Origin of the sequence: Litchfieldella qijiaojingensis (genome assembly GCF_014651875.1) — a bacterium.
GTDB lineage: Bacteria > Pseudomonadota > Gammaproteobacteria > Pseudomonadales > Halomonadaceae > Litchfieldella > Litchfieldella qijiaojingensis.
On record NZ_BMXS01000012.1, the window covers coordinates 128,202 to 146,998 of the forward strand.

15 protein-coding genes and 3 pseudogenes are annotated in these 18,797 nt (G+C 60.2%); 7 read left to right on the top strand and 11 right to left on the bottom strand.

Annotated elements, in window-relative coordinates:
* Positions 1 to 26: 26 nt before the first annotated feature.
* From IE093_RS12790 to IE093_RS12810, 5 genes are all read left to right on the top strand, one after another.
* Positions 27 to 1,517, top strand: coding sequence for a RimK family protein (locus IE093_RS12790; protein ID WP_189469781.1), 1,491 nt, complete (start codon positions 27 to 29; stop codon positions 1,515 to 1,517).
* A gap of 90 nt (positions 1,518 to 1,607) precedes the next feature.
* Positions 1,608 to 3,605, top strand: a complete 1,998-nt coding sequence (locus IE093_RS12795) for a pyrroloquinoline quinone-dependent dehydrogenase (protein ID WP_229803542.1) — start codon at positions 1,608 to 1,610, stop codon at positions 3,603 to 3,605.
* Complete coding sequence (locus tag IE093_RS12800; protein WP_189469783.1) at positions 3,602 to 4,492, top strand: alpha/beta fold hydrolase; 891 nt, start codon at positions 3,602 to 3,604, stop codon at positions 4,490 to 4,492. Before IE093_RS12795 ends, IE093_RS12800 begins: the two co-directional genes overlap by 4 nt.
* Before the next feature lie 74 nt (positions 4,493 to 4,566).
* Entirely contained in the window at positions 4,567 to 5,937 is a 1,371-nt protein-coding gene (locus tag IE093_RS12805; RefSeq protein WP_189469785.1) for a pyridoxal-phosphate dependent enzyme, read from the top strand.
* 25 nt (positions 5,938 to 5,962) lie between these two features.
* Positions 5,963 to 7,153 carry a cystathionine gamma-synthase gene (locus IE093_RS12810; protein WP_189469787.1) on the top strand — a complete coding sequence of 397 codons (1,191 nt, stop codon included), beginning with the start codon at positions 5,963 to 5,965 and terminating at the stop codon, positions 7,151 to 7,153.
* A 66-nt stretch (positions 7,154 to 7,219) separates the two neighbouring features.
* Here the strand turns inward: IE093_RS12810 and IE093_RS12815 are convergent, their stop codons facing one another.
* Together IE093_RS12815 and IE093_RS12820 are read right to left on the bottom strand one after the other, a co-directional pair.
* The gene (locus IE093_RS12815; RefSeq protein WP_189469789.1) at positions 7,220 to 8,509 is read right to left on the bottom strand and encodes a cation:proton antiporter; all 1,290 of its coding nucleotides are present in this window, start codon (positions 8,507 to 8,509) and stop codon (positions 7,220 to 7,222) included.
* Positions 8,510 to 8,653: 144 nt separating this feature from the next.
* Entirely contained in the window at positions 8,654 to 9,619 is a 966-nt protein-coding gene (locus IE093_RS12820; protein ID WP_189469792.1) for a zinc-binding metallopeptidase family protein, read from the bottom strand.
* A 165-nt stretch (positions 9,620 to 9,784) separates the two neighbouring features.
* On the opposite strand from IE093_RS12820, the gene IE093_RS22905 reads away from it, so the two are divergent.
* Complete coding sequence (locus IE093_RS22905) at positions 9,785 to 9,913, top strand: PLP-dependent transferase (protein ID WP_422730980.1); 129 nt, start codon at positions 9,785 to 9,787, stop codon at positions 9,911 to 9,913.
* On the opposite strand, the gene IE093_RS12830 is transcribed toward IE093_RS22905, so the two are convergent.
* Positions 9,888 to 11,858: a multicopper oxidase domain-containing protein gene (locus tag IE093_RS12830; RefSeq protein ID WP_189469794.1), complete on the bottom strand. Its 1,971-nt coding sequence runs from the start codon at positions 11,856 to 11,858 to the stop codon at positions 9,888 to 9,890. The genes IE093_RS22905 and IE093_RS12830 overlap by 26 nt on opposite strands.
* A gap of 70 nt (positions 11,859 to 11,928) precedes the next feature.
* On the bottom strand, positions 11,929 to 12,276 hold the full coding sequence (locus IE093_RS12835; RefSeq protein WP_189469796.1) for a hypothetical protein: 348 nt from the start codon (positions 12,274 to 12,276) through the stop codon (positions 11,929 to 11,931).
* A 207-nt stretch (positions 12,277 to 12,483) separates the two neighbouring features.
* Between IE093_RS12835 and IE093_RS12840 the strand changes: the two are divergent.
* Positions 12,484 to 12,636, top strand: a pseudogene (locus IE093_RS12840) (IS66 family transposase); the annotation flags it as partial.
* A 159-nt stretch (positions 12,637 to 12,795) separates the two neighbouring features.
* On the opposite strand, the pseudogene IE093_RS22910 reads toward IE093_RS12840, so the two are convergent.
* From IE093_RS22910 to IE093_RS12875, 7 genes and pseudogenes are all read right to left on the bottom strand, one after another.
* Positions 12,796 to 13,877, bottom strand: a pseudogene (locus IE093_RS22910) (endonuclease/exonuclease/phosphatase family protein).
* A 376-nt stretch (positions 13,878 to 14,253) separates the two neighbouring features.
* Positions 14,254 to 14,760 carry a GNAT family N-acetyltransferase gene (locus tag IE093_RS12850; protein ID WP_189469798.1) on the bottom strand — a complete coding sequence of 169 codons (507 nt, stop codon included), beginning with the start codon at positions 14,758 to 14,760 and terminating at the stop codon, positions 14,254 to 14,256.
* 514 nt (positions 14,761 to 15,274) lie between these two features.
* Positions 15,275 to 15,544 carry a hypothetical protein gene (locus IE093_RS22475; RefSeq protein ID WP_229803545.1) on the bottom strand — a complete coding sequence of 90 codons (270 nt, stop codon included), beginning with the start codon at positions 15,542 to 15,544 and terminating at the stop codon, positions 15,275 to 15,277.
* 23 nt (positions 15,545 to 15,567) lie between these two features.
* Positions 15,568 to 15,924, bottom strand: a complete 357-nt coding sequence (locus IE093_RS12860; protein ID WP_308427202.1) for a HigA family addiction module antitoxin — start codon at positions 15,922 to 15,924, stop codon at positions 15,568 to 15,570.
* 251 nt (positions 15,925 to 16,175) lie between these two features.
* Complete coding sequence (locus IE093_RS12865; RefSeq protein ID WP_189469800.1) at positions 16,176 to 16,721, bottom strand: GNAT family N-acetyltransferase; 546 nt, start codon at positions 16,719 to 16,721, stop codon at positions 16,176 to 16,178.
* Between the two features lie 300 nt (positions 16,722 to 17,021).
* A complete protein-coding gene (locus tag IE093_RS12870; RefSeq protein WP_229803546.1) occupies positions 17,022 to 18,617 on the bottom strand; it encodes a GMC oxidoreductase in 1,596 nt (531 codons plus the stop codon).
* A 54-nt stretch (positions 18,618 to 18,671) separates the two neighbouring features.
* A pseudogene (locus tag IE093_RS12875) lies at positions 18,672 to 18,797 on the bottom strand (IS30 family transposase); the annotation flags it as partial.

Below are 18,797 nucleotides of genomic sequence, written 5' to 3' on the forward strand. Positions count from 1 at the left end.
AGGCATGGAAAAGGAAGCTCGCTCACATGTGTCCCTTGCGTATCGTCGTCGACCGCACTGCCGATTGGCGTCCCTACTACCCATCAGAGGACCTGGTCACCGCCAGTGACTATCTGGCCGACGAGCGTCTGTCCGCGGACCAGGATGCCGCCACCCACGTCATCAACTTGTGTGCCGATCTGGATTACCTGGAAACCGGTTACTACGTGTCGCTGCTGGCCCAGGCACGTGGCCAGCGCATACTACCCAGCGTGGAAACCCTCAACCAGCTCTCGCGCAAGGCCCTTGTCGACCTGCAGCTCGATAGCCTGGCACCGCTGCTCGGCGAGCTGGCCAAGCGCGGGACGCTACCCGGCGATACCTTCATCCTGCGCATACTATTCGGGGAATGCCTGCACCCGGAACTCGCCAAGTTGGCCCGACGCCTGTTCGAGCGCCTGCCATGTCCCTTGCTGGAGGCGCGCTTCACCCAGCGCCAGGGGCTGTGGCGACTATCGCGCCTCAAACCGCTCAAGCTCACCGCCCTGCGTGGCGAAGAGCAGGACCTGTTCGCCAGTGCCCTCAACCGTCATTCGCGCAAGGTCTGGCGTACCCCCAAGGCACGCAAGCGCTATCGTTTCGACCTGGCGATTCTGGTCGATCCACAGGAAGCGCTGCCGCCCAGCAACAAGAGCGCCTTGAAGCAGTTCATTCGCGCCGGTCGGCGTCTTGGCATCGACGTCTCGCTGATCACCAAGCGCGACGAGGGGCGATTGGCGGAATTCGACGGCCTGTTCATCCGCGAGACGACCAGCCTCGATCACCATACCTACCGCATGGCCAGGCGTGCCGAACATGAAGGGTTGGTAGTGATCGACGACCCGCGCTCGATCCTGCGCTGTACCAACAAGGTCTACCTGCATGCCCTGCTGCGCGCCAAGGGGATTCCCTGCCCCGACGGCTTGTTGCTCGGTCGCCACGACTTGAAACGCCTGCCCGAGAAGGCTGCCGGGCTGACCTATCCGATGGTGCTCAAGGTACCCGACGGCTCCTTCTCGCGCGGCATCGTCAAGATCGAGTCCACCGAGCAGTTGCTGCGCGAGGCCAGCCGACTGTTCGAGGCATCCGCCCTGCTGTTGTTGCAGGAGTGGCTGCCCACCGAATTCGACTGGCGCATCGGCGTCCTCGACGGCGAAGCCCTGTTTGCCAGCCGTTACTATATGGCTCGTGGCCATTGGCAGATCTACGACCACTCCAAGGGCAAGGTGAAGAGCGGCGGCTTCAGCACCCATGCCCCGAGCGAAGCCCCCAAAGCGGTCGTCAAGGCGGCACTCAAGGCCACCCGCCTGATCGGCGACGGTCTCTACGGCGTCGACCTCAAGCAAGTCGGCGACCGGGTAGTGGTGATCGAGATCAACGACAACCCCAATGTCGACGCCGGCGTGGAGGACGTCGTACTCGGCCCCAGACTCTACGACAGGATCATGGAAGTGTTCCTGGAACGCATGGAGGCCCGGCGGCGACACACCCCGCGCTGAGGGGTTCGCCATGCCCACCGACATGGACTAGCTTCAGACCATGGGGATGCGAGACCTCATGCCATCGTCGTACCAGGGAGGAGGACGACCGTGCGATTCGAGTCATGTCGGTGGATGGCACTCGCCGTGGTGCTACTGGCCGCGTCGGGGTGCGATGCCCCGCTGCCGGAGCTCGACCTGGACGGCCCTACCGCTGAATGGCCTCACTATGGCCAAGGCCTGGACGGCCTGCGCTACTCGCCGCTCGACCAGATTCGCCCCGATAACGTCGCGCAACTAGAGGAAGTCTGGCGCTACGAAAGCGGCGACTATTCCGAAGGCAATGCCGACTTGACGCGCACCTCGCTTCAGGTCACGCCCATCGTGGTCAATGAACGGCTGATCTTCTGCACGCCCTTCAATCGCGTCATCGCCCTGGACCCGGAAAGCGGCGAGGAGCTCTGGCAATTCGATCCCGAACTGCGGCAACGCAAGCTACACGGAGCCTACCCGCTGACCTGCCGCGGGGTCAGTTACTGGCGAGACGACGCAGCCAACGGCGAAGAATGCCGGGAACGTATCTTCACCGGCACCCAGGATGCCGAACTGATCGCCCTGGACGCCGCCAGCGGTCGTCCCTGCGCGGATTTCGGCGATAACGGCCGGGTCGCGCTGCGCGACGATCTCGGCGATGACGTCCCGCCGTGGGAGTACTATGTCACCTCGGCGCCGCTGGTGATCGAGGATCTGGTCATCGTCGGCGCCCTGGTGGCCGACAATGTACGCGCCGATGCCCCGCCGGGGGTGGTACGCGCCTTCGATGCCCGCACCGGGAAACTGGCTTGGGCATGGGACCCGGTTCCACCGGACCAGCCATCTACCCCCAGCGAAGGCCCCTACCGCCGCGCCACCGCCAATGTCTGGGCACCGATGGCTGCCGACGCGGCACGGAACCTGCTGTTCGTGCCCACAGGCAATGCATCACCGGACTATTTTGGCGGCATGCGCCAGGGGCTCGACTATTATTCGTCGTCGGTGGTCGCCCTGCACACCCATGGTGAGCGGGCGGGCGAGGTCGCCTGGCGTTTCCAGACCGTACATCACGATCTCTGGGACTACGACATAGGCGCCCAGCCGACCCTGTTCGACCTGCACACCGCCGACGGCCCAATCCCGGCAGTGGCGGTGTCGACCAAGATGGGGCATGTTTTCGTGCTCGACCGGGAAAGCGGCGAGCCACTGCACCCTGTCAAGGAACGCCCCGTCCCCCAGGGGCCAGCATCCGGCGAATACCTGTCGCCCACCCAGCCCTTCCCGGTCAAGCCGCCGACCCTCTACTCGCCCCGACTGACTCCCGAGGATGCCTGGGGTCTGACCTTCTGGGACCGTGACTACTGCCGCCGGGAGATCGAATCGCGTCGCTCCGAGGGTCTGTTCACGCCGCCAAGCGTGGAAGGCTCGGTACACTATCCAGGCGCGCTTGGCGGCATCAACTGGGGCGGCGGCGCAATTGATCCAAAGACCAATGTGCTGGTGGTCAATCAATCACGCGTCCCCACCGGCGTCACCCTGGTCCCCCGCGAGGAGTACGAAGCGCTGCCCGAAGAAGAAAAGGGTGTTGCCGAAGGCGGGCTGCCAGGCACCACCAAGCTCTACGGCGAAATGCGCGACACCCCCTATGCCGTACGCCGCGAGTTGTTGCTGTCACCGCTCGGCATGCCATGCAGCGCTCCGCCCTGGGGCACCCTGACCGCCGTCGACCTGAACGCGGGTGAGATCCGCTGGGAGATACCACTGGGGTCCACCCGCGGCCAGGCCCCATGGCCGCTGTGGTTCGACATCGGTGTCCCCAATATCGGCGGCCCCCTAGTGACCGCCAGCGGCCTGGTCTTCATTGCCGCCACTCCCGACCGCTACCTGCGTGGTTTCGACCTCGACAGCGGCGAGGAGCTGTGGCGCGCCGACCTGCCCTATGCCGGCCACGCCACACCGCTGACCTACCGGCTGCACCCGGACAGCCGGCAGTTCGTGGTCATCGCCGCCGGTGGACACGCGCTGTCAGATCCCGGGGATGCCATCGTCGCCTTCGCCCTGCCGGAGCCGCAATGAGTGCGTTGACGGAACACTGGATCGAACGCCCCGGCTATCGCCTGCGCCTGTGCCAGGCTGGCGAGCCGTCGAGGCCTCTGGTGCTGTTCCTGCATGGTTACCCGGATAGTCAGCGCATGTGGCAGGAAATCATGTTGCGCCTGGCCGACAGCTACCGTGTCGCCAGCCTCGACTGGCCAGGGGTGCCCGCCGAGGAGCCACGTCAGCCAGCACGACGTTACCGCATCGCCGCCCTGCTCAAGGACATCGAGGCGGTGATCGAGACGCTAGACACCAGCCAAGTGCACCTGGTCGGTCATGACTGGGGCGCCACCATTGGCTGGTCGTTTGTCACCCACCCCCAATACAGCAAGCGGGTACTCAGTTGGAGCTTCATCTCCGGTCCGCATCTGGCGATCTGGCGGCAATGGGCCCGCGAGGAACTCGGCAGCCTGCAGCCGCGGCGCATGTGGCCGGCGCTCAAGCAACTGCTGCGATCCACCTACACCCTGCCACTGCTGGCCTGGCCGCTGGGCGAAAGTTTCTGGCGACTCGGTGGCGTGCCGGCCTGGCGCCTGGTGCTGCGCCTGGCCGGAGTCCCTCACGGCGACCCCATGCTCAACGAATCCCGCATCCAGGTGATGTCGATGGCACTGGGCCCCATGGCGCTGTATCGCCAGAACATCTTCCACCCGCCACCCCTGCCGCCCCACGCCAGCGTGACCTGCCCGGTGCAGTTGATCGTCGCCGAACGCGACCCCTTCGTCTCGGAAGCCGGCTACGCCAACCTCACCGACTACGTCACCGACCTGCGCATCGCCCGCCTGCCCGGCTCGCACTGGGTGACACGCAGCCACCCCGACGAGACCGTTGCGCTGTTGCGGAGTTTTCTCGAAGAGGTCGCCTGAATCGGCCTCGCCCCCTCTACCGCCAGGGCTCCTACACTAATCATTAGAGAAGGAGCGTATACCCGGAGGACCCGATGCAACCGCTAGCGAATTCCATAGCCATGATCGGCAATACGCCGATGGTGCGGGTCGCCAATATGGACACCGGCCCCTGCGAACTCTACCTGAAGCTGGAGAACATGAACCCGACCGGCTCGGTCAAGGATCGCATCGGGCTGTCGATGATCGAGGCCGCCGAGGCCTCGGGCGATCTCAAACCGGGCGGCACCATCGTCGAAGGCACCGCCGGCAATACCGGGCTCGCCCTCGCGTTGGTGGCGCAGCAGAAGGGCTACCGCGTAATCCTGGTGATCCCCGACAAGATGAGCCGCGAGAAGATCTTCCATCTCAAGGCCATGGGAGCCGAGGTGGTAATGACGCGCTCGGACGTGGCCAAGGGTCACCCCGAATACTATCAGGACAAGGCGGCGGCCATCGCCCGGGAGATCCCCGGCGCGATATTCATCAACCAGTTCGGCAATCCCGCCAACCCCCTGGCCCACGAGCACGGCACCGGCCCGGAGATCCTGCGCCAGATGGATGGGCGCCTCGACGCCGTGGTCTGCGGGGTGGGCTCGAGCGGTACCATGACCGGTCTGTCGCGACATTTCGCCAAGGTCGCGCCCGCAATCGAACTGGTGCTGGCCGACCCCGAGGGCTCCGTGCTGGCCGAGTACGTGCGTAGCGGGCAGCTCGGCACCAAGAGTGGGAGCTGGCTGGTCGAAGGCATCGGCGAGGACTTCATTCCGATCATCGCGGACCTGTCCCGGGTCAGCCAGGCCATCACCATCTCCGACAAGGAAAGCCTGCTGTCTGGCCGCGAACTGCTGCATCGCGAGGGGATTCTGGGCGGGACCTCCACCGGCACCTGCGTAGCGGCAGCGCTGCGCTACTGTCGCGCCCAGACCCAGCCCAAGCGAGTGGTGACCTTCGTCTGCGATACCGGCAACAAGTACCTGTCCAAGATGTACAACGATCACTGGCTGGAGGATCAGGGCTTCATCGAGCGGCGCCAGTACGGCGACCTGCGCGACTTGATCCGGCATCCCTATGCCGAGCACGACACCGTGGTGGTGACGCCCGAAGAGCCGCTGACCACGGCCTACGCGCGCATGAAGCTCTACGATGTCTCCCAGCTCCCGGTCATGCAGGACGACCGGGTGGTCGGCATCATCGATGAATCGGACGTGCTGATGGCGGTGTATGGCCACGAGGACCATTTCAAATCGCCGGTGCGCGAGGCGATGATCACGCAACTGCAAGAGCTCAGCCCCAGCGCCACCCTGGACGACCTGGTAGCGGTGTTCCAGGAGGACCACGTCGCCATCGTCACCGAAGGCGACCAATTCCATGGCCTGATCACGCGGATCGATCTGCTCAATTATCTGAGGCGGCGAATCGACTGAACGGAACTGAACGGGAGAGATGGCGATGAAGGACGACAACCAGGACATACCGTATCGGCTGGCGACCCGGGCCATCCATGCCGGGCAGGCGCCGGATCCGAGCACCGGGGCCATCATGACGCCGATCTATGCCACCTCCACCTACGTGCAGGCCAGCCCCGGCCGGCACCAGGGCTTCGAATACTCGCGCAGCGGCAACCCCACCCGCCTGGCGCTCGAGCGCTGCATGGCGGACCTGGAAGGAGGAACGGCGGGCTTCGCCTTCGCCTCGGGCATGGCGGCAACGGCCAGTGTGCTGGAACTGCTCGATCACGGCAGCCATGTGATCGCCATGGACGACCTCTACGGCGGCTCCTACCGCCTGTTCGAGAACGTCCGCCGGCGCTCCGCCGGGCTCGATTTCAGTTTCGTCGACCTGAGTCGCGAGGATGCCCTGGAAACCGCCCTGCGCGACAACAGCCGTATGCTCTGGGTGGAATCGCCCACCAACCCGCTGCTCAAGCTCGTCGACCTGCAACGTGTCGCCGATTTCGCACGAGACCACGGTCTGATCAGCGTCATGGACAACACCTTCGCCACACCGGTGCTGCAACGGCCACTGGAACTCGGCTTCGACATTGTGGTGCACTCCACCACCAAATACCTGGGAGGCCACTCCGATATCGTCGGCGGGATCGCCGTGGTCGCCGATGACGAACTGGCGAATCGGCTGGCCTTCATCCACAACGCCGTTGGCAGCATCGCCGGGCCGTTCGACAGCTTCCTTGCCCTGCGCGGGCTGAAAACCCTGGTGCTGCGCATGCGCCAACACTGCAAGAACGCCCGGACGCTGGCCGACTGGCTGGACGCCCACCCGGCGGTGGAACGGGTCATCTACCCCGGCCTGGCCAGCCATCCCCAGCACGACCTGGCCAGCCGCCAGATGAGCGATTTCGGCGGTATGGTCACCATCGTGGTGCGCGGCGGCGAACCGGCGGCACGGCGCATGCTGGAACGCTGCCGGATATTCTCCCTGGCTGAAAGCCTGGGCGGAGTGGAGAGCCTGATCGAGCATCCCGGCATCATGACCCACGCCTCCATACCCGCAGAGACCCGCAAAAGGCTCGGTATCGAGGATGGGCTGATCCGGCTCTCAGTGGGCATCGAGGCGGTCGATGACCTGATCGCCGACCTGGATCAAGCATTGCAGACCGCCTGCGAGGAACAGACCGATTGAATCGGCTGGTGGAGTGAGGATAGCTACCTGACAGTCAACCAGAGTGGCGACGTGAGGTTATAGCGATTACCGAGGCTTCCGCGAACGCCAATAGCGAGCAATAGTGGGCTTTACGCTGACCCCGTGAACCAAGATCGATAAGGCAACCACCACCAGGGTCAGGTGTATCAATTCCAGTGCTATTCCCTCTGGCAGCCCGTGTTGGATGGCATACATCAGATAGTACAGCGAGCCAATACCACGGACGCCAAACCAGCCCACGAGGTGGCGCATACGCATGGGTGCCCTGCTTCCCAGCAGGCCAAGGTGCACGCTGATGGGGCGGGCGACAAAAAACAGAAACGCCGCGAAGCCAACGGCTCGCCAACTCCAGGAATCCCAGAAGAGCGAACCGCCGATCAGTAAAACAAGCACGATTTCTGCCAGCCGTTCGAGGTGCTCGTTGAATGCCAAGGAGCTTTCGCTCACGTGCACGTGCGCTACTGCTTGCGGTTCATCGTCCAGGCGTGTCTCGACAGGTACCGAGTAGTCTTGTTTTAGGCCGGCCAACTTCAATTCGGTGTGGCGCAAAGCCACCGCGGCACTGAACACGGCCAAAAAGCCCCAGGCATCCACTAACAAGCTGACTCCGTAGGCGAACGCGATCAGCCCCAGGCCAAGAAAGCTTTCCAGAAAGGCAGTGCCCACGAAGGTAGTGCGTATCTTATTTACCAGCCAACCGACACCAACGCCCGCCAAGATACCGATGCCGATACCTGCACCGCTTGCCCAGAACACATCCACTGCCAGCCAGCGCCAACCGGCGTCACCAAGATCGTGCAGACCCAGCAAGCCCAGGCCGAGCATCACGAACGGGAAGGCGCTGCCGTCGTTCATTCCGGCCTCGCAGGTCAATGCAAAACGTAGTTCGTCAGTATCATCGGCGTGACGAACCTGGACCTCGGTCGCCAGTACAGGGTCGGTCGGTGCGACCACGGCACCTAGCAACACGGCAGCCCCAAGGGGCAAAGCGAGCCAATAGTAGCCGAACAGCGCCACTAATCCGACGGTAAGCGCCATCGAAACAACCGCCAGTTGCAGGGGATTGCGCCATCGCTTGAGGGTCACCGGCGCTGGCATTTTTACGCCGGCGCAATACAACGAAATAAGTACGGCGATCTCGGTCAGCAGCTCCAATAAAGCCGACTCTTCCAGTGAATTGAAATGAAACAAGCCAAAGCCCATGGGCCCAAAAATGAATCCGATAAGAAGATACACAATGGCAGAGGTAGCGGGCACTCTTTTGAAATAGGAGAAGGTAAAACCCACTACCAGTAGCAGCGTCCCAATCAATATGAACCAAGTAGCGGTTGTCATAGATTACTCAGTAAGCATGCGTTCATTCGCAAGATCACAGCCAACCGCACGCGACCCGAAAGGATCGGACCAGCATAATCGCGCTCGTTCGTGAACTCGCCTCAACCAGCTAGCCTCGAATCCCTCCCTCGGATACCCATCGCGTCAAAGCCCCTGCGCACCTCGGCGCAACCAGCCATGCACGAAGGCGAGCTTACGGCGCGCGGCGTCCGACAGCACGAAGGGGTAGAGGTCCGACAACCCCATGGAGCGGTTGACATGATTGACCCCCACTGCGAGGGAGGCCGCGACATGGATCAGGCGCTCGGCATCCGGTTCCGAATAGGGGTCCCAACCCGGGCTCGGCAGCTCAGGCGAGGACAGGCCCGCTGCGACGAAGCTGTCGGTAATATCGGTCAGGTGCAGCAGATGCGCGGCGGTCTCGGCCCAGTCCTCATGCGGATGCGCGGAGGCGTAGGTGGTCAGGAAGCGCTGCCTCCAATCGGGTGGAGGGCCGTCATGGTAGTGGCGCTGGAGCGCGGTGGGGTAATCCGCGCGTTCGTCGCCGAACATGGCGCGGAAGGCGTCGAGGAAATCGTCGCGCAGGCTGAGCCGCCACCAGAGCATATGCGAGATCTCGTGGCGCATATGGCCGATCATGGTGCGGTAGGGCTCGTCCAGCGCTTGGCGGCGAGTTACGCGCAGGACCGGGTCCGCCTCAGCCACGCTGATCGTCACCACGCCCTCGACATGCCCCATGAGCACGGGTGTCGGGCCCTCGGCGAGCAGGTGGAAAACGGGGCGCGCGCCAGGATCCTCCGGCCGGAACCAGTGCCAGCGGCCAAGATTGTCAAGCGCCCAACGCTTGGCGGCCTCGGTCTGCGCCCAGTTGGGGATGGCGCCGGGTATGGCGGGGTCTGGGGCCAGCGCCGTCATGGCGCAGGATCGGCAGAAGGCGCCCTGTGCAGGAGCGATCCAGTTGCAACCGATGACCTCCCGGTTAGCGCAGAAGGGCGGCATAGGCAGGAAGGCCCGCGCCTGCGGGTCGTAAGCAACGGGGGTGCCGTCGGCGGTGGCGAGGTTGTCAAACCAAAGCGAGCCGGAACCGACTGGGTTGGCAAAAACGCGCATACAGTAGGGACTCCGGAAGTACGACAGGGCACAAGGCCCGAAAAGTCACGAATTCATACTTCTCTTCTCACAGACGTGTGTCAAATCATTTGGAGCGCTGCCGGATATTCTCCCTGGCCGAAAGCCTGGGCAGGGGTGGAGAGCCTGATCGAACACCCCGGCATCATGACCCACGCCTCCATCCCCGCCGAAACTCGCGAGCGACTCGGCATCGAAGCGGGCCTCATCCGGCTCTCGGTGGGAATCGAAGCAGCCGACGACCTGACCGCTACCGCTCAGCGACGATGTCGATAATGGCCCGCTGCGTCGCGTCGATGGTGAAACGGACCTGATCGCTGGGCACCACGTCTTGCAGCAGACTCGCGGGCTGGACCTGGTAGCTCATCACCATCGGCGCCATGAACCCCGGTATCTCCTCGTGGTCAATGACCAATCGGCCCGCGCGCTTGTCCACGGAGACCACGACGCCGACCCCTTCATGCAGCCGCTTCTCTTCACCCTCTTCGTCGTCCTGTTCCACGTGAGCATGCGTTTCGCCGCCCTCGCCGACGATGAGCCGGCCGTGCATCCCCATCTCGTCATGCGTCTCCACGTGGCAGTGAAACTCGAGGGTGATGTCCCGGTCGGGAGTCACGAACCGGGCAACCTGCGTGTCGGGGCCCGTGAACTCGAGCGTGAACATGGGGTTCAAGCCCGGCAGCATCAGGGCGTGGCGGACCGCATCCTTGTTCTCGAAGACGATCTCCACTTCCTCGCACGGCTCCGCCCGCAGCACCCTGGGCTCGAAGGCGAATACCTCGCCGGCACGCGCGAACTGGATGCCGCCTTGGACGTGAATCCGCCGGAAGGCCCGGGGCTCCTCGCACGCGTCGGCGACGATCTGATGGCCCTCGATGGCGCTGCGTTGCGGTAGGGGGGCCACCGTCGTATCCCGGGCCATATAGTCGAATTCACCGCCCACGGGCTCTCGCTCTGACCACCCGTAGGCATACTCGTCGCGAGTCGTATGGAAGATCTCCGGATCGAAGACGGGGATCTCGCCGCGGTAGTAGGCCGGATCGAAGAATCGATCCAGGCTGGTCGCGACTTCCGGCAGCCCGTCTGGGCCGACGAACTCCTCGTAAGTAATGGCCGTTATATCGCCGCCGGGGCTGATCCCTTTGTTGGTGACGGTGGACTCCACGTGATCGTGCATGAACCACACCCCCGGCCCCGAGGCGTAGGTGTCGTCGCGGCCCGTTCGGAGCTCGAGATCAACGCGCTGCGCAGCCCCGATCGTGAACACGTCCCGTGTGACGCGCGCCTGCGGCGATAGGGGGTAACCGTCCACGTGGGTGAGCACCGGGTGATGGCCGTGGGTGTGGAGGTGCATGGTGCGGGCGCCGGCGTTCAGCACACGCAGCTTGACCCGCTCGTCGGCGTCCACCTCGATCAAGGAATCCCGCAACGTGAAGGGAAAAGCGCGACCATTCAGGAGAAAGATGTTGGGGCGACGCTGCGTGGAGTCGTATTCCCGGTGCATGCGCTGCTCGATCTCGCGGGGATCGTGATAAGCGGCCGGAATGCGGTTCAAGCGTGCATCGATGTCCATGTAGACGAGCGAGTACTCTCGCTGGTAGTGCTCCAGCGCCGCTTGGGTCAGGTCGGTGATGCGCCCCGCCCCCGGAATCAGGCGCACAAACTCGTTATCGGGCCGATTCGGCTCGATAATGAGCATCCCCACGAGCCCCATGAGCACATGCACGTCCGGCTGCACGTGACAGTGGTAGAAATGCGTGCCGGGGTTCTTCGCGGTGAACTCATAAGTGAATGCCTCGCCCGGCTTGACTGGCGGCTGGGTGAAGTCAGGCACGCCGTCCATCTCGTTGGGATGAATGGCACCGTGCAGATGGATCGTATGCGGGAAATAGTGCGTGTTGCGCAGCGTGATACGGACGCGGTCACCCTGCTCCACGCGGATCGTCGGACTCGGGACGCGCGCCGGGGAAACCATGCCCCGTCCTTCAGGGGCGAACACCCAGAAGGTCACAAACTCGCCGGGGTAAACTTCCTCCTGGACTTCGATGATTTCCAGGCTGATGTCCACCTCATCGGCATCACCGTCCCCGTCCAGATCCCGCCCGAGCTGCACGGCCTCGGGGGCGACTCCGGGCAACGCCGTCTCCGCCCCGCGGACCTCGGCCCACACGCCGCCGAAAACAATCAGAGCCAACAGCGTAAGCAGCGGGCGCATGACCATGAGCTCCACCTCCTGACCGCGGGCTGGGGACACCCGCACACGGGCCCCGCCCGCGCGCTTTCAAGCCGTTTTATTGCTGCTCCATATAGTGAAAGTGCAGGATATCGGCCGCGGTGGCGTAGCCCTGCGCGCTGTCGGCCTTGGCGATGGCGCGGGCGTGATCATAAGGTCCCTGCGGCTTCTCGTGGTTATGACGGGCCGCCGTGAGCAACGCCTTGGCGTCGTCAAGCAGTGCGTGCACGAGGGCCATATCCTGCTGATCCATCATCTCTCCCATCCCTTGCATGTCCGCGGACACCTTGTCGATAATCGCCTGGGCCGCTTCGAGATGCTGGGGGCATTCGAAGGCTTTTGCCGGACCGGACAACAATATGAAAAAAGGTATCGCGAAAACGACTGTTAGCGTTGACTTATTCATCTTTCCTCCTCCCGGCGCAATGATGCGACTTTTAGTAACGTGACGTGATTAATTCATATTATATTCCAGGTGGGACAGTTCCTGCCCCTCGCAGAAAGCCTTTTCACAGGCGGCGCATCTCTTCATGTCAGAATTTGCGAGAGAGCACCAATGTTGATCGATTTTTGACCGATGCGAGACGCCTCAAACGTTCTCACACAGCCTCGGTGCGAGATCTTGGTCCAGGCCCCGATGCCAGCGCAGGCCATCGACAAGGGGATACCGACCTCGGGCCTGCTGGCTCAGGTGATGATCGCCAAATACGCCGATCACCTGCCGCTGTATCGGCAGGAGCAGATCTTCGCCCGTGCCGGTGTTGCATGCCGATGAACCCCCGCTGCCGATCGACAACAACGGGGTGGCAGCTTGAAGTCGTATTTGAGTTTCAGAACATAGTCGCATGAGGATAGGCTACTATTTGTTGAGCGCCCTGAACTCAACAAGCAAGTGCACAGCTGCCTCCAGAAAGCGAGGCGATGCTTATTCGCCAGGGCTGGGTACATTTTTCCCACTCGCGCCCTGTTTCTTCGCGATAGATTGAGCCCAGGATTTGTCATCGGTGGCGGCCGTCAAACCCTCCTGATCTTCACCCCGCGCCGGGTTGTATGACAACTCTGTCAACAGTGCGAAATGATCGGAACCAAAGTAAGGCAAACGTTTAATCGAACTCACGGTGAAATGATGACTGTGAAACAGGTGGTCCAACGGCCAACGGAGAAAAGGGTACTTAGCATGAAACGTATTGAACATTCCCCGTCCCACCCGCGGATCCAGTAACCCACTGAGTTTGCGAAACAAGCGTGTAGTAGCTGACCAGGCCACGTCATTGAGGTCCCCTGCCACGACAACAGGCTGATCACTGTCCACGACGCTCCGGGCAACAATCACCAGTTCGGCATCCCGTTCGGCGGATTCGGGGTTCTCCCCGGGGCGGGAGGAGCGGGATGAAGAAAATGCACGCGTACCGGGTCCCCCGTGCGCAACTTGATTTGGGCGTGCATTGAGGGAATATCGTCCTCTACAAGGTATGATATTTCCGTGTCCTCAAGCGGTAAGCGAGAGTACACATGCATGCCGTAGAGATTGTCCAAGGGACATTTCATGCAGTAAGGCATGTCAGTTTGTAGCGTATCGAGATGACGCTGCCACCACTGATCAGACTCCAGCGTCACGAGTACATCCGGCGCGTATTGCCTGACCAGTTTCAACAAAGCGCCGGCTTGCCTGTTGGGTGTCAATACGTTGGCCGTGAGAATGCTGAGTTTGCGGTCGGAGCTGGGTTTTTTTGTCGTTTTAACTTCTGCTCGCCAGAGAACCGTGTATGGCATGATCCACCACAGCTGCCAGGCCAGGCACACCAGTGTGATGTTGATGAGAGCCCAAGCTTGGGCCTTTACAAGGTCAAGCGATATGACTTGTATCAGGATTAATAACAACGCAGTGGCCGCCAGCTGCATGCGGGGAAAATCCATTCCCCTTACGAGCCAATGGGGATGACGCCATAAAGGTAATAGCGTAGCCGTAACCAGCATGCCGGTAGCAATAACAACCAGTATCTTCATGGCATACCCAGCCTTTTTTGTACTACATTATCCGATGTGGTGTTCTTTCGTTCGTTCTTACACTTCCATCAACGTCGTAATTTGTTGGCTAGCCGCCTAACAGTGACTAGACTGCCCATATTATGATTGGATGAACACGCCGGAAGCATTTCCCGGAATATCTCCTTCGGTTCGTCAACCGCCTCAGTCATCTCATCAGCATAGACCGTAGCGCAGTGGGTGTTGCCCCACCTGCTTCCCGGCGCCTATCCTACCTGCGGGCTACCGCCCGCGAGGTAGTGCAGCGAGCCCTGCGCCACGTGAGTGACTCCACCACCACGCTGCGCTGGACATTGTATCAAGGCATCATGACTCGGATGGACTACACGACGAACTACTACACTACAGCCAGTTGAAACCGGCGCATTGGCCGCCCCCATGCCCAAACCACATCGACTGCGTCAAAACCAGCGTCTTCGTAGTAACGGCATAGCTTTTCATTCTCGGCAACACAATCCAACCGTAAGTACTTCACGCCCTGCTCTCTCGCTTGAACCTCAACCCATTCGAGCATCCGCAGTCCAATAGAGTCCCCCTTCATGTCATGGTCAACAGCAAGTGTATGGACGTATATTGCATTCTGACCACCTTCAGGCCAAACATCGGGGTCGCTCGTAAATAACCTCATCATACCAACAACGGTTCCTTCACAATCTGCCACGTAGACAGCGCCGCTTTGGATCTCGCCAGCTACCCATTCGACAGAATATCGAGGCCATTGCTTAAGTCCCCGTGACTCCAACCACCTTATGGTCTTGCTCAATAACGAAAACACCGACGGGATATCTTGTTCGTCAGCCTGACGCACTACGAACTCTTCAAGTCGGAAATGACTCGCCCCCATAGTCATCCTCCTGTAACGCTGTACTTCGTTCGATCCAAGCGCGTAGCCCTGTTCTAAGCGTCTAACGCTGCCATCACCGGTGCCAAACCCACAGCGAAGCGAAAGGGTTGGCATCCGGTGCATGGCTCGGTTATGCATCTGGTACGTCAAGCCTTAACATCAATCCGTCAGGCCCTTCTCCCTGGACAAGACCCGGGACCTTTTGCAACTCTCGGATGATATATTTGGCCTCCTCATATAGGAGCCCGATGCTAACTTTCCACTTTAGATTATAGAACATTCTTTCAGATGAGATGTAGACTCGGACTTGATAAACTTGCGGATTAGTTACTTCCCTGTGGGAAAGGATCATGTTATAAGCGGCGACTGGACTAGGAGGTGTTTTTGCCTTGTAGAGCTTTACGTTCGCTTCGTCGAGATACTCATCGAAATGTTCCAGCGTATTACGGACTTTATGATTCAATATTTCCTTCAGTTCTATATCGCCGATTACGTCCTTTAACCTTCTCGCCCTCTATTTCCTAAGGCGGGATTGCGCTCCAGATTCGCCATTCAGCTTTGCGGATGGAGTTACGACCATCTTCTTTATATTGGCAGCATCAGCAAGGATGGACGCGATTACCGAGTGTAATTCAGGACTAACCTGTAACAGATAACCGCTTTCAGGTACTTTCGCCTCCTCGAAAAGGTGATCTGCTTTCCGTATCAACGAGCTCGCAAGCCACCAAAGCTCATGAAGGTAAAGTGTAGAGAGCTTGCCATTGTCGAAAGTTACGTCCGTCATGTGGCTCCTTGAGACCGCCCTGGTTAAGCTGTTTCGAAATCCAAGGGATGAATACCGTCCAGATTGACAGTGCTACGAGCCACCCAGAGATCATACATATCTTGCATCGCCAACCAGCTTTCAGGGCTGCGCCCGAGAACCTTTGACAGCCGCAAAGACATTTCCGGACTAAAGCCACTATCCCCTTTCTGAAGCCGGGACAGGGTGGAAGGTGAACCCCCCAAACTAGAAGCAAGCTGACGTACACTGATACCGAAAGGCTCGAGATACACGTCCCGAATGAACTCACCAGGATGTGGCGGTATCGAGAGCGACAAGCTGCATACGCAACTTCTTCCTTCGGGAGGCAACGCCTCGAAGGCCCCCCCGCTGTCGAGCATTACCGCAACGGTTGGTTGAAACACAGCATATGAGATGAGGCGGGACCGAAGCCCTGTTGGAGCTGCTTTAGCTACGATTGATAGGTGGGAATGGCGATGAGTGACAGGCTATCTCAGCCGACAGAAAAGGGACATACAAGCTAATCAAGAAACCGCTGGCAGGCATTGTTCACCTCCACAGCGGTTAGCGATGCGTGTCCACAGAAGTGAAGGAAGTCCACTTCCGATCTGCACGGACTATAGTGCAGCCATCAGGAGGACCGATCGGTCAATATCTTTTTGACATTTCCGGTAAATGCCACCGCGCGCACGCCAGTGGGTTTAAAGCCCAACGTGTTCCAGGTCGCTTTGGCCTCTTTATTGGCGAGCGAATATTCCAGAACCAGCTCCTGCGCGCCATGGTGCTCGGCAAAAGCCACCAACTCCCAGAGCATGGCAGTAAAAATACCGCGTTTCCTGAATTCCGGTTCCACCCACACATCATCGATAAACCCGGATTTATCGACCTCCGCGCTCGCCTGCTCCCAAATGCCCTCGTTTCGCCATACGGCCACATCCCCCATGCCCACAAGGCCGTAATCCGGCACCTCTGCCACGATAATCAGCTTGTCCGTATCCGCCAGTGCACTGGCAAGTGCCTCCACCAGCCGTTGACGCTCCTTGGTTTTCAATCGCTGCGTCTGCGCCCCCGCCACATGCAGGGCCAGCTTGGAAAGAAACTCGACCAAGGTAGGAATATCAGCGTCATCAGCCTTGCGTAGCAGAAAGTCACTGTCGTGCTGCTTGGGTTTGGCCATGCAGGGACTCCTCGCCGCCCACCGCGACAAGCGGTGTACATCCAGTGATCAGGTTGTGGGTGATATAGAGAGTATAGATGAGGGTTGGGATTGGGGGAGCGGCTTCGACTATCGCCATATAACTGCATTTTACCGGTGCAATCGGAGAGCGGGAAGGCTTCTTTTTTGGCAACTCGGACACATAACGTTTGAGCTTCAAGTACATAGGCGTTACCGTCCCGAAATTCGAACGTCATGCGCCAATTCTGAAAAAAGCAGGGCTACGCAAGGTAGCCCTGTGGTGTCGGAGCGGAAGCCGGATTATTTCGCGCTTTCCAGTTTGTCAGCCAGGTCCTGGGCCAAGGCCACCATGGTCAGTGTCGGGTTCCATGAACCGCCCTGCGGCCATAGACCGCCACCTGTTACATACACATTGTTGCTGCCTCTGAATCGATAATTCAGGTCCACAGGGGCGGACTCATCTTCACCGATATACAGAGTGGAGCTTTCGTGAACCAGGGCGTCAACCCGTCGATGACTCTGGCTCGGTCGTTCGGAACCCCATTCACCCCGATCCGGGTCACCATGCCAGTATTCAACCTGAGAGGCGCCCTTTGGAGACAAGACCTCTTCCAGGATGCCGAAAGTGGCCTTATCCATTGCGTCCCAAGTCTGAAAATCCTGAGTGTTTTCCGTGACCTGCAACAGTGAATTGGTGGTGACATTGTGGTCCTGATGGTTACGTAAGAACCAGGATTTCGGATTATCATAATCCAGCTCACCCAGCACCGCGCAGACGAATACCACATAGCCTTCGGATGATTGCAGTTGGGCCTGTGACGCGGTTGCCACCACATCCGGCATGTAGCGTAATGCCGTACCTGCGTTCTTCGCTGGGTTCACATCCCATAAGGATGACAGCTGAATATGGTATTGCTGCTCATAGCTGCCGTTGGCCACACCGGCAACATAACAGGCACTCAATTCCAAGTCGCCAAAGCGCCCTTCCGGGTCCAGTTCAGACTTGGGCACCCGTGCCACGATGGAACTGATGAAATGCGCCGAAAAACGCTCTCCCAGCGTTTGGGTATCCGGGAAAGAATTGCGCAGGAGAGTGGTGGGCGGCAGGGTTCCCATGGCCAGAATCAGTTTCGCTTCTCCCAGAGGCAGCACACCTCGGGAGGTTTCCAAAGCCGTGGCCTGACGAGTACCATTGATCTCTTGTTGCTGGATTTTTTCCACTACGCATTCGGTGACAATATCCAGCTTGGCGCCTTTCCCGGCGGCATGCAGTTTGGCCTGTTTATCGGCCAATGCCAGAATATCGCCTGGTGTTGAATACTTCTGGAAGTCGATGCCGTTGACGTTTTCAGAGGCGGACGCCAAAGGCGCGGCCTGCGTCCGGTAAATACCGTCGACGCTTCCTCCCTTTTCTCGTAGCAGAGATTGAATGCATTCCTGAAGGGGGCCGTATACGGGTCGACTTTTACCTATGACGTTTAATTCTTCCGTGCTGCGCCCCTGGTCGATCTGGTCGGCTCTCTGGACACGCAGCAGTTTTTCGGCCGTCTCGAAGTTGCGTCGGGCGGCCTCAATAGTGGCTTGCGGCCAGCCATCCAACTCATCACCATTCGGCCGTGGACACCATGCGCTCCACAGCGTGGAGCGGCCACCGAAGAAAGGCACCATACCGTGTTGCCAGCGAACAGGACCGTCCTGGCCCAGGGAGGTAGAGGCGGACATGGTCCAGGGGAAGGTTTCAGAAAGTCCACCCAAGGTGTCTTTAAAGGGTAAAGGCAGATTCTGGAAATGCTCCGGCAGGAAGAAGGGGCCACGTTCGACCAGTAGAATGCGGCTGTGAGGGTTTGACTCTAAAACGCGTTGGGCAAACGCCAGAGCACAAAAACCGGTTCCCACAACCACGTAGTCGTAGTTATTGCTTGGCGGATGCAGGCTCTGAGTGCAACACTGTCATTGGATTGATGATGGCCCTTCGTGACACTTCGCCATCAGCTCTTCCATCATTTCGATGGGGCACTTGAAGTCGAAACGTTTGCGCGGCCGGATATTGAGTTCGAGGGCAATGGCATCGAGCTC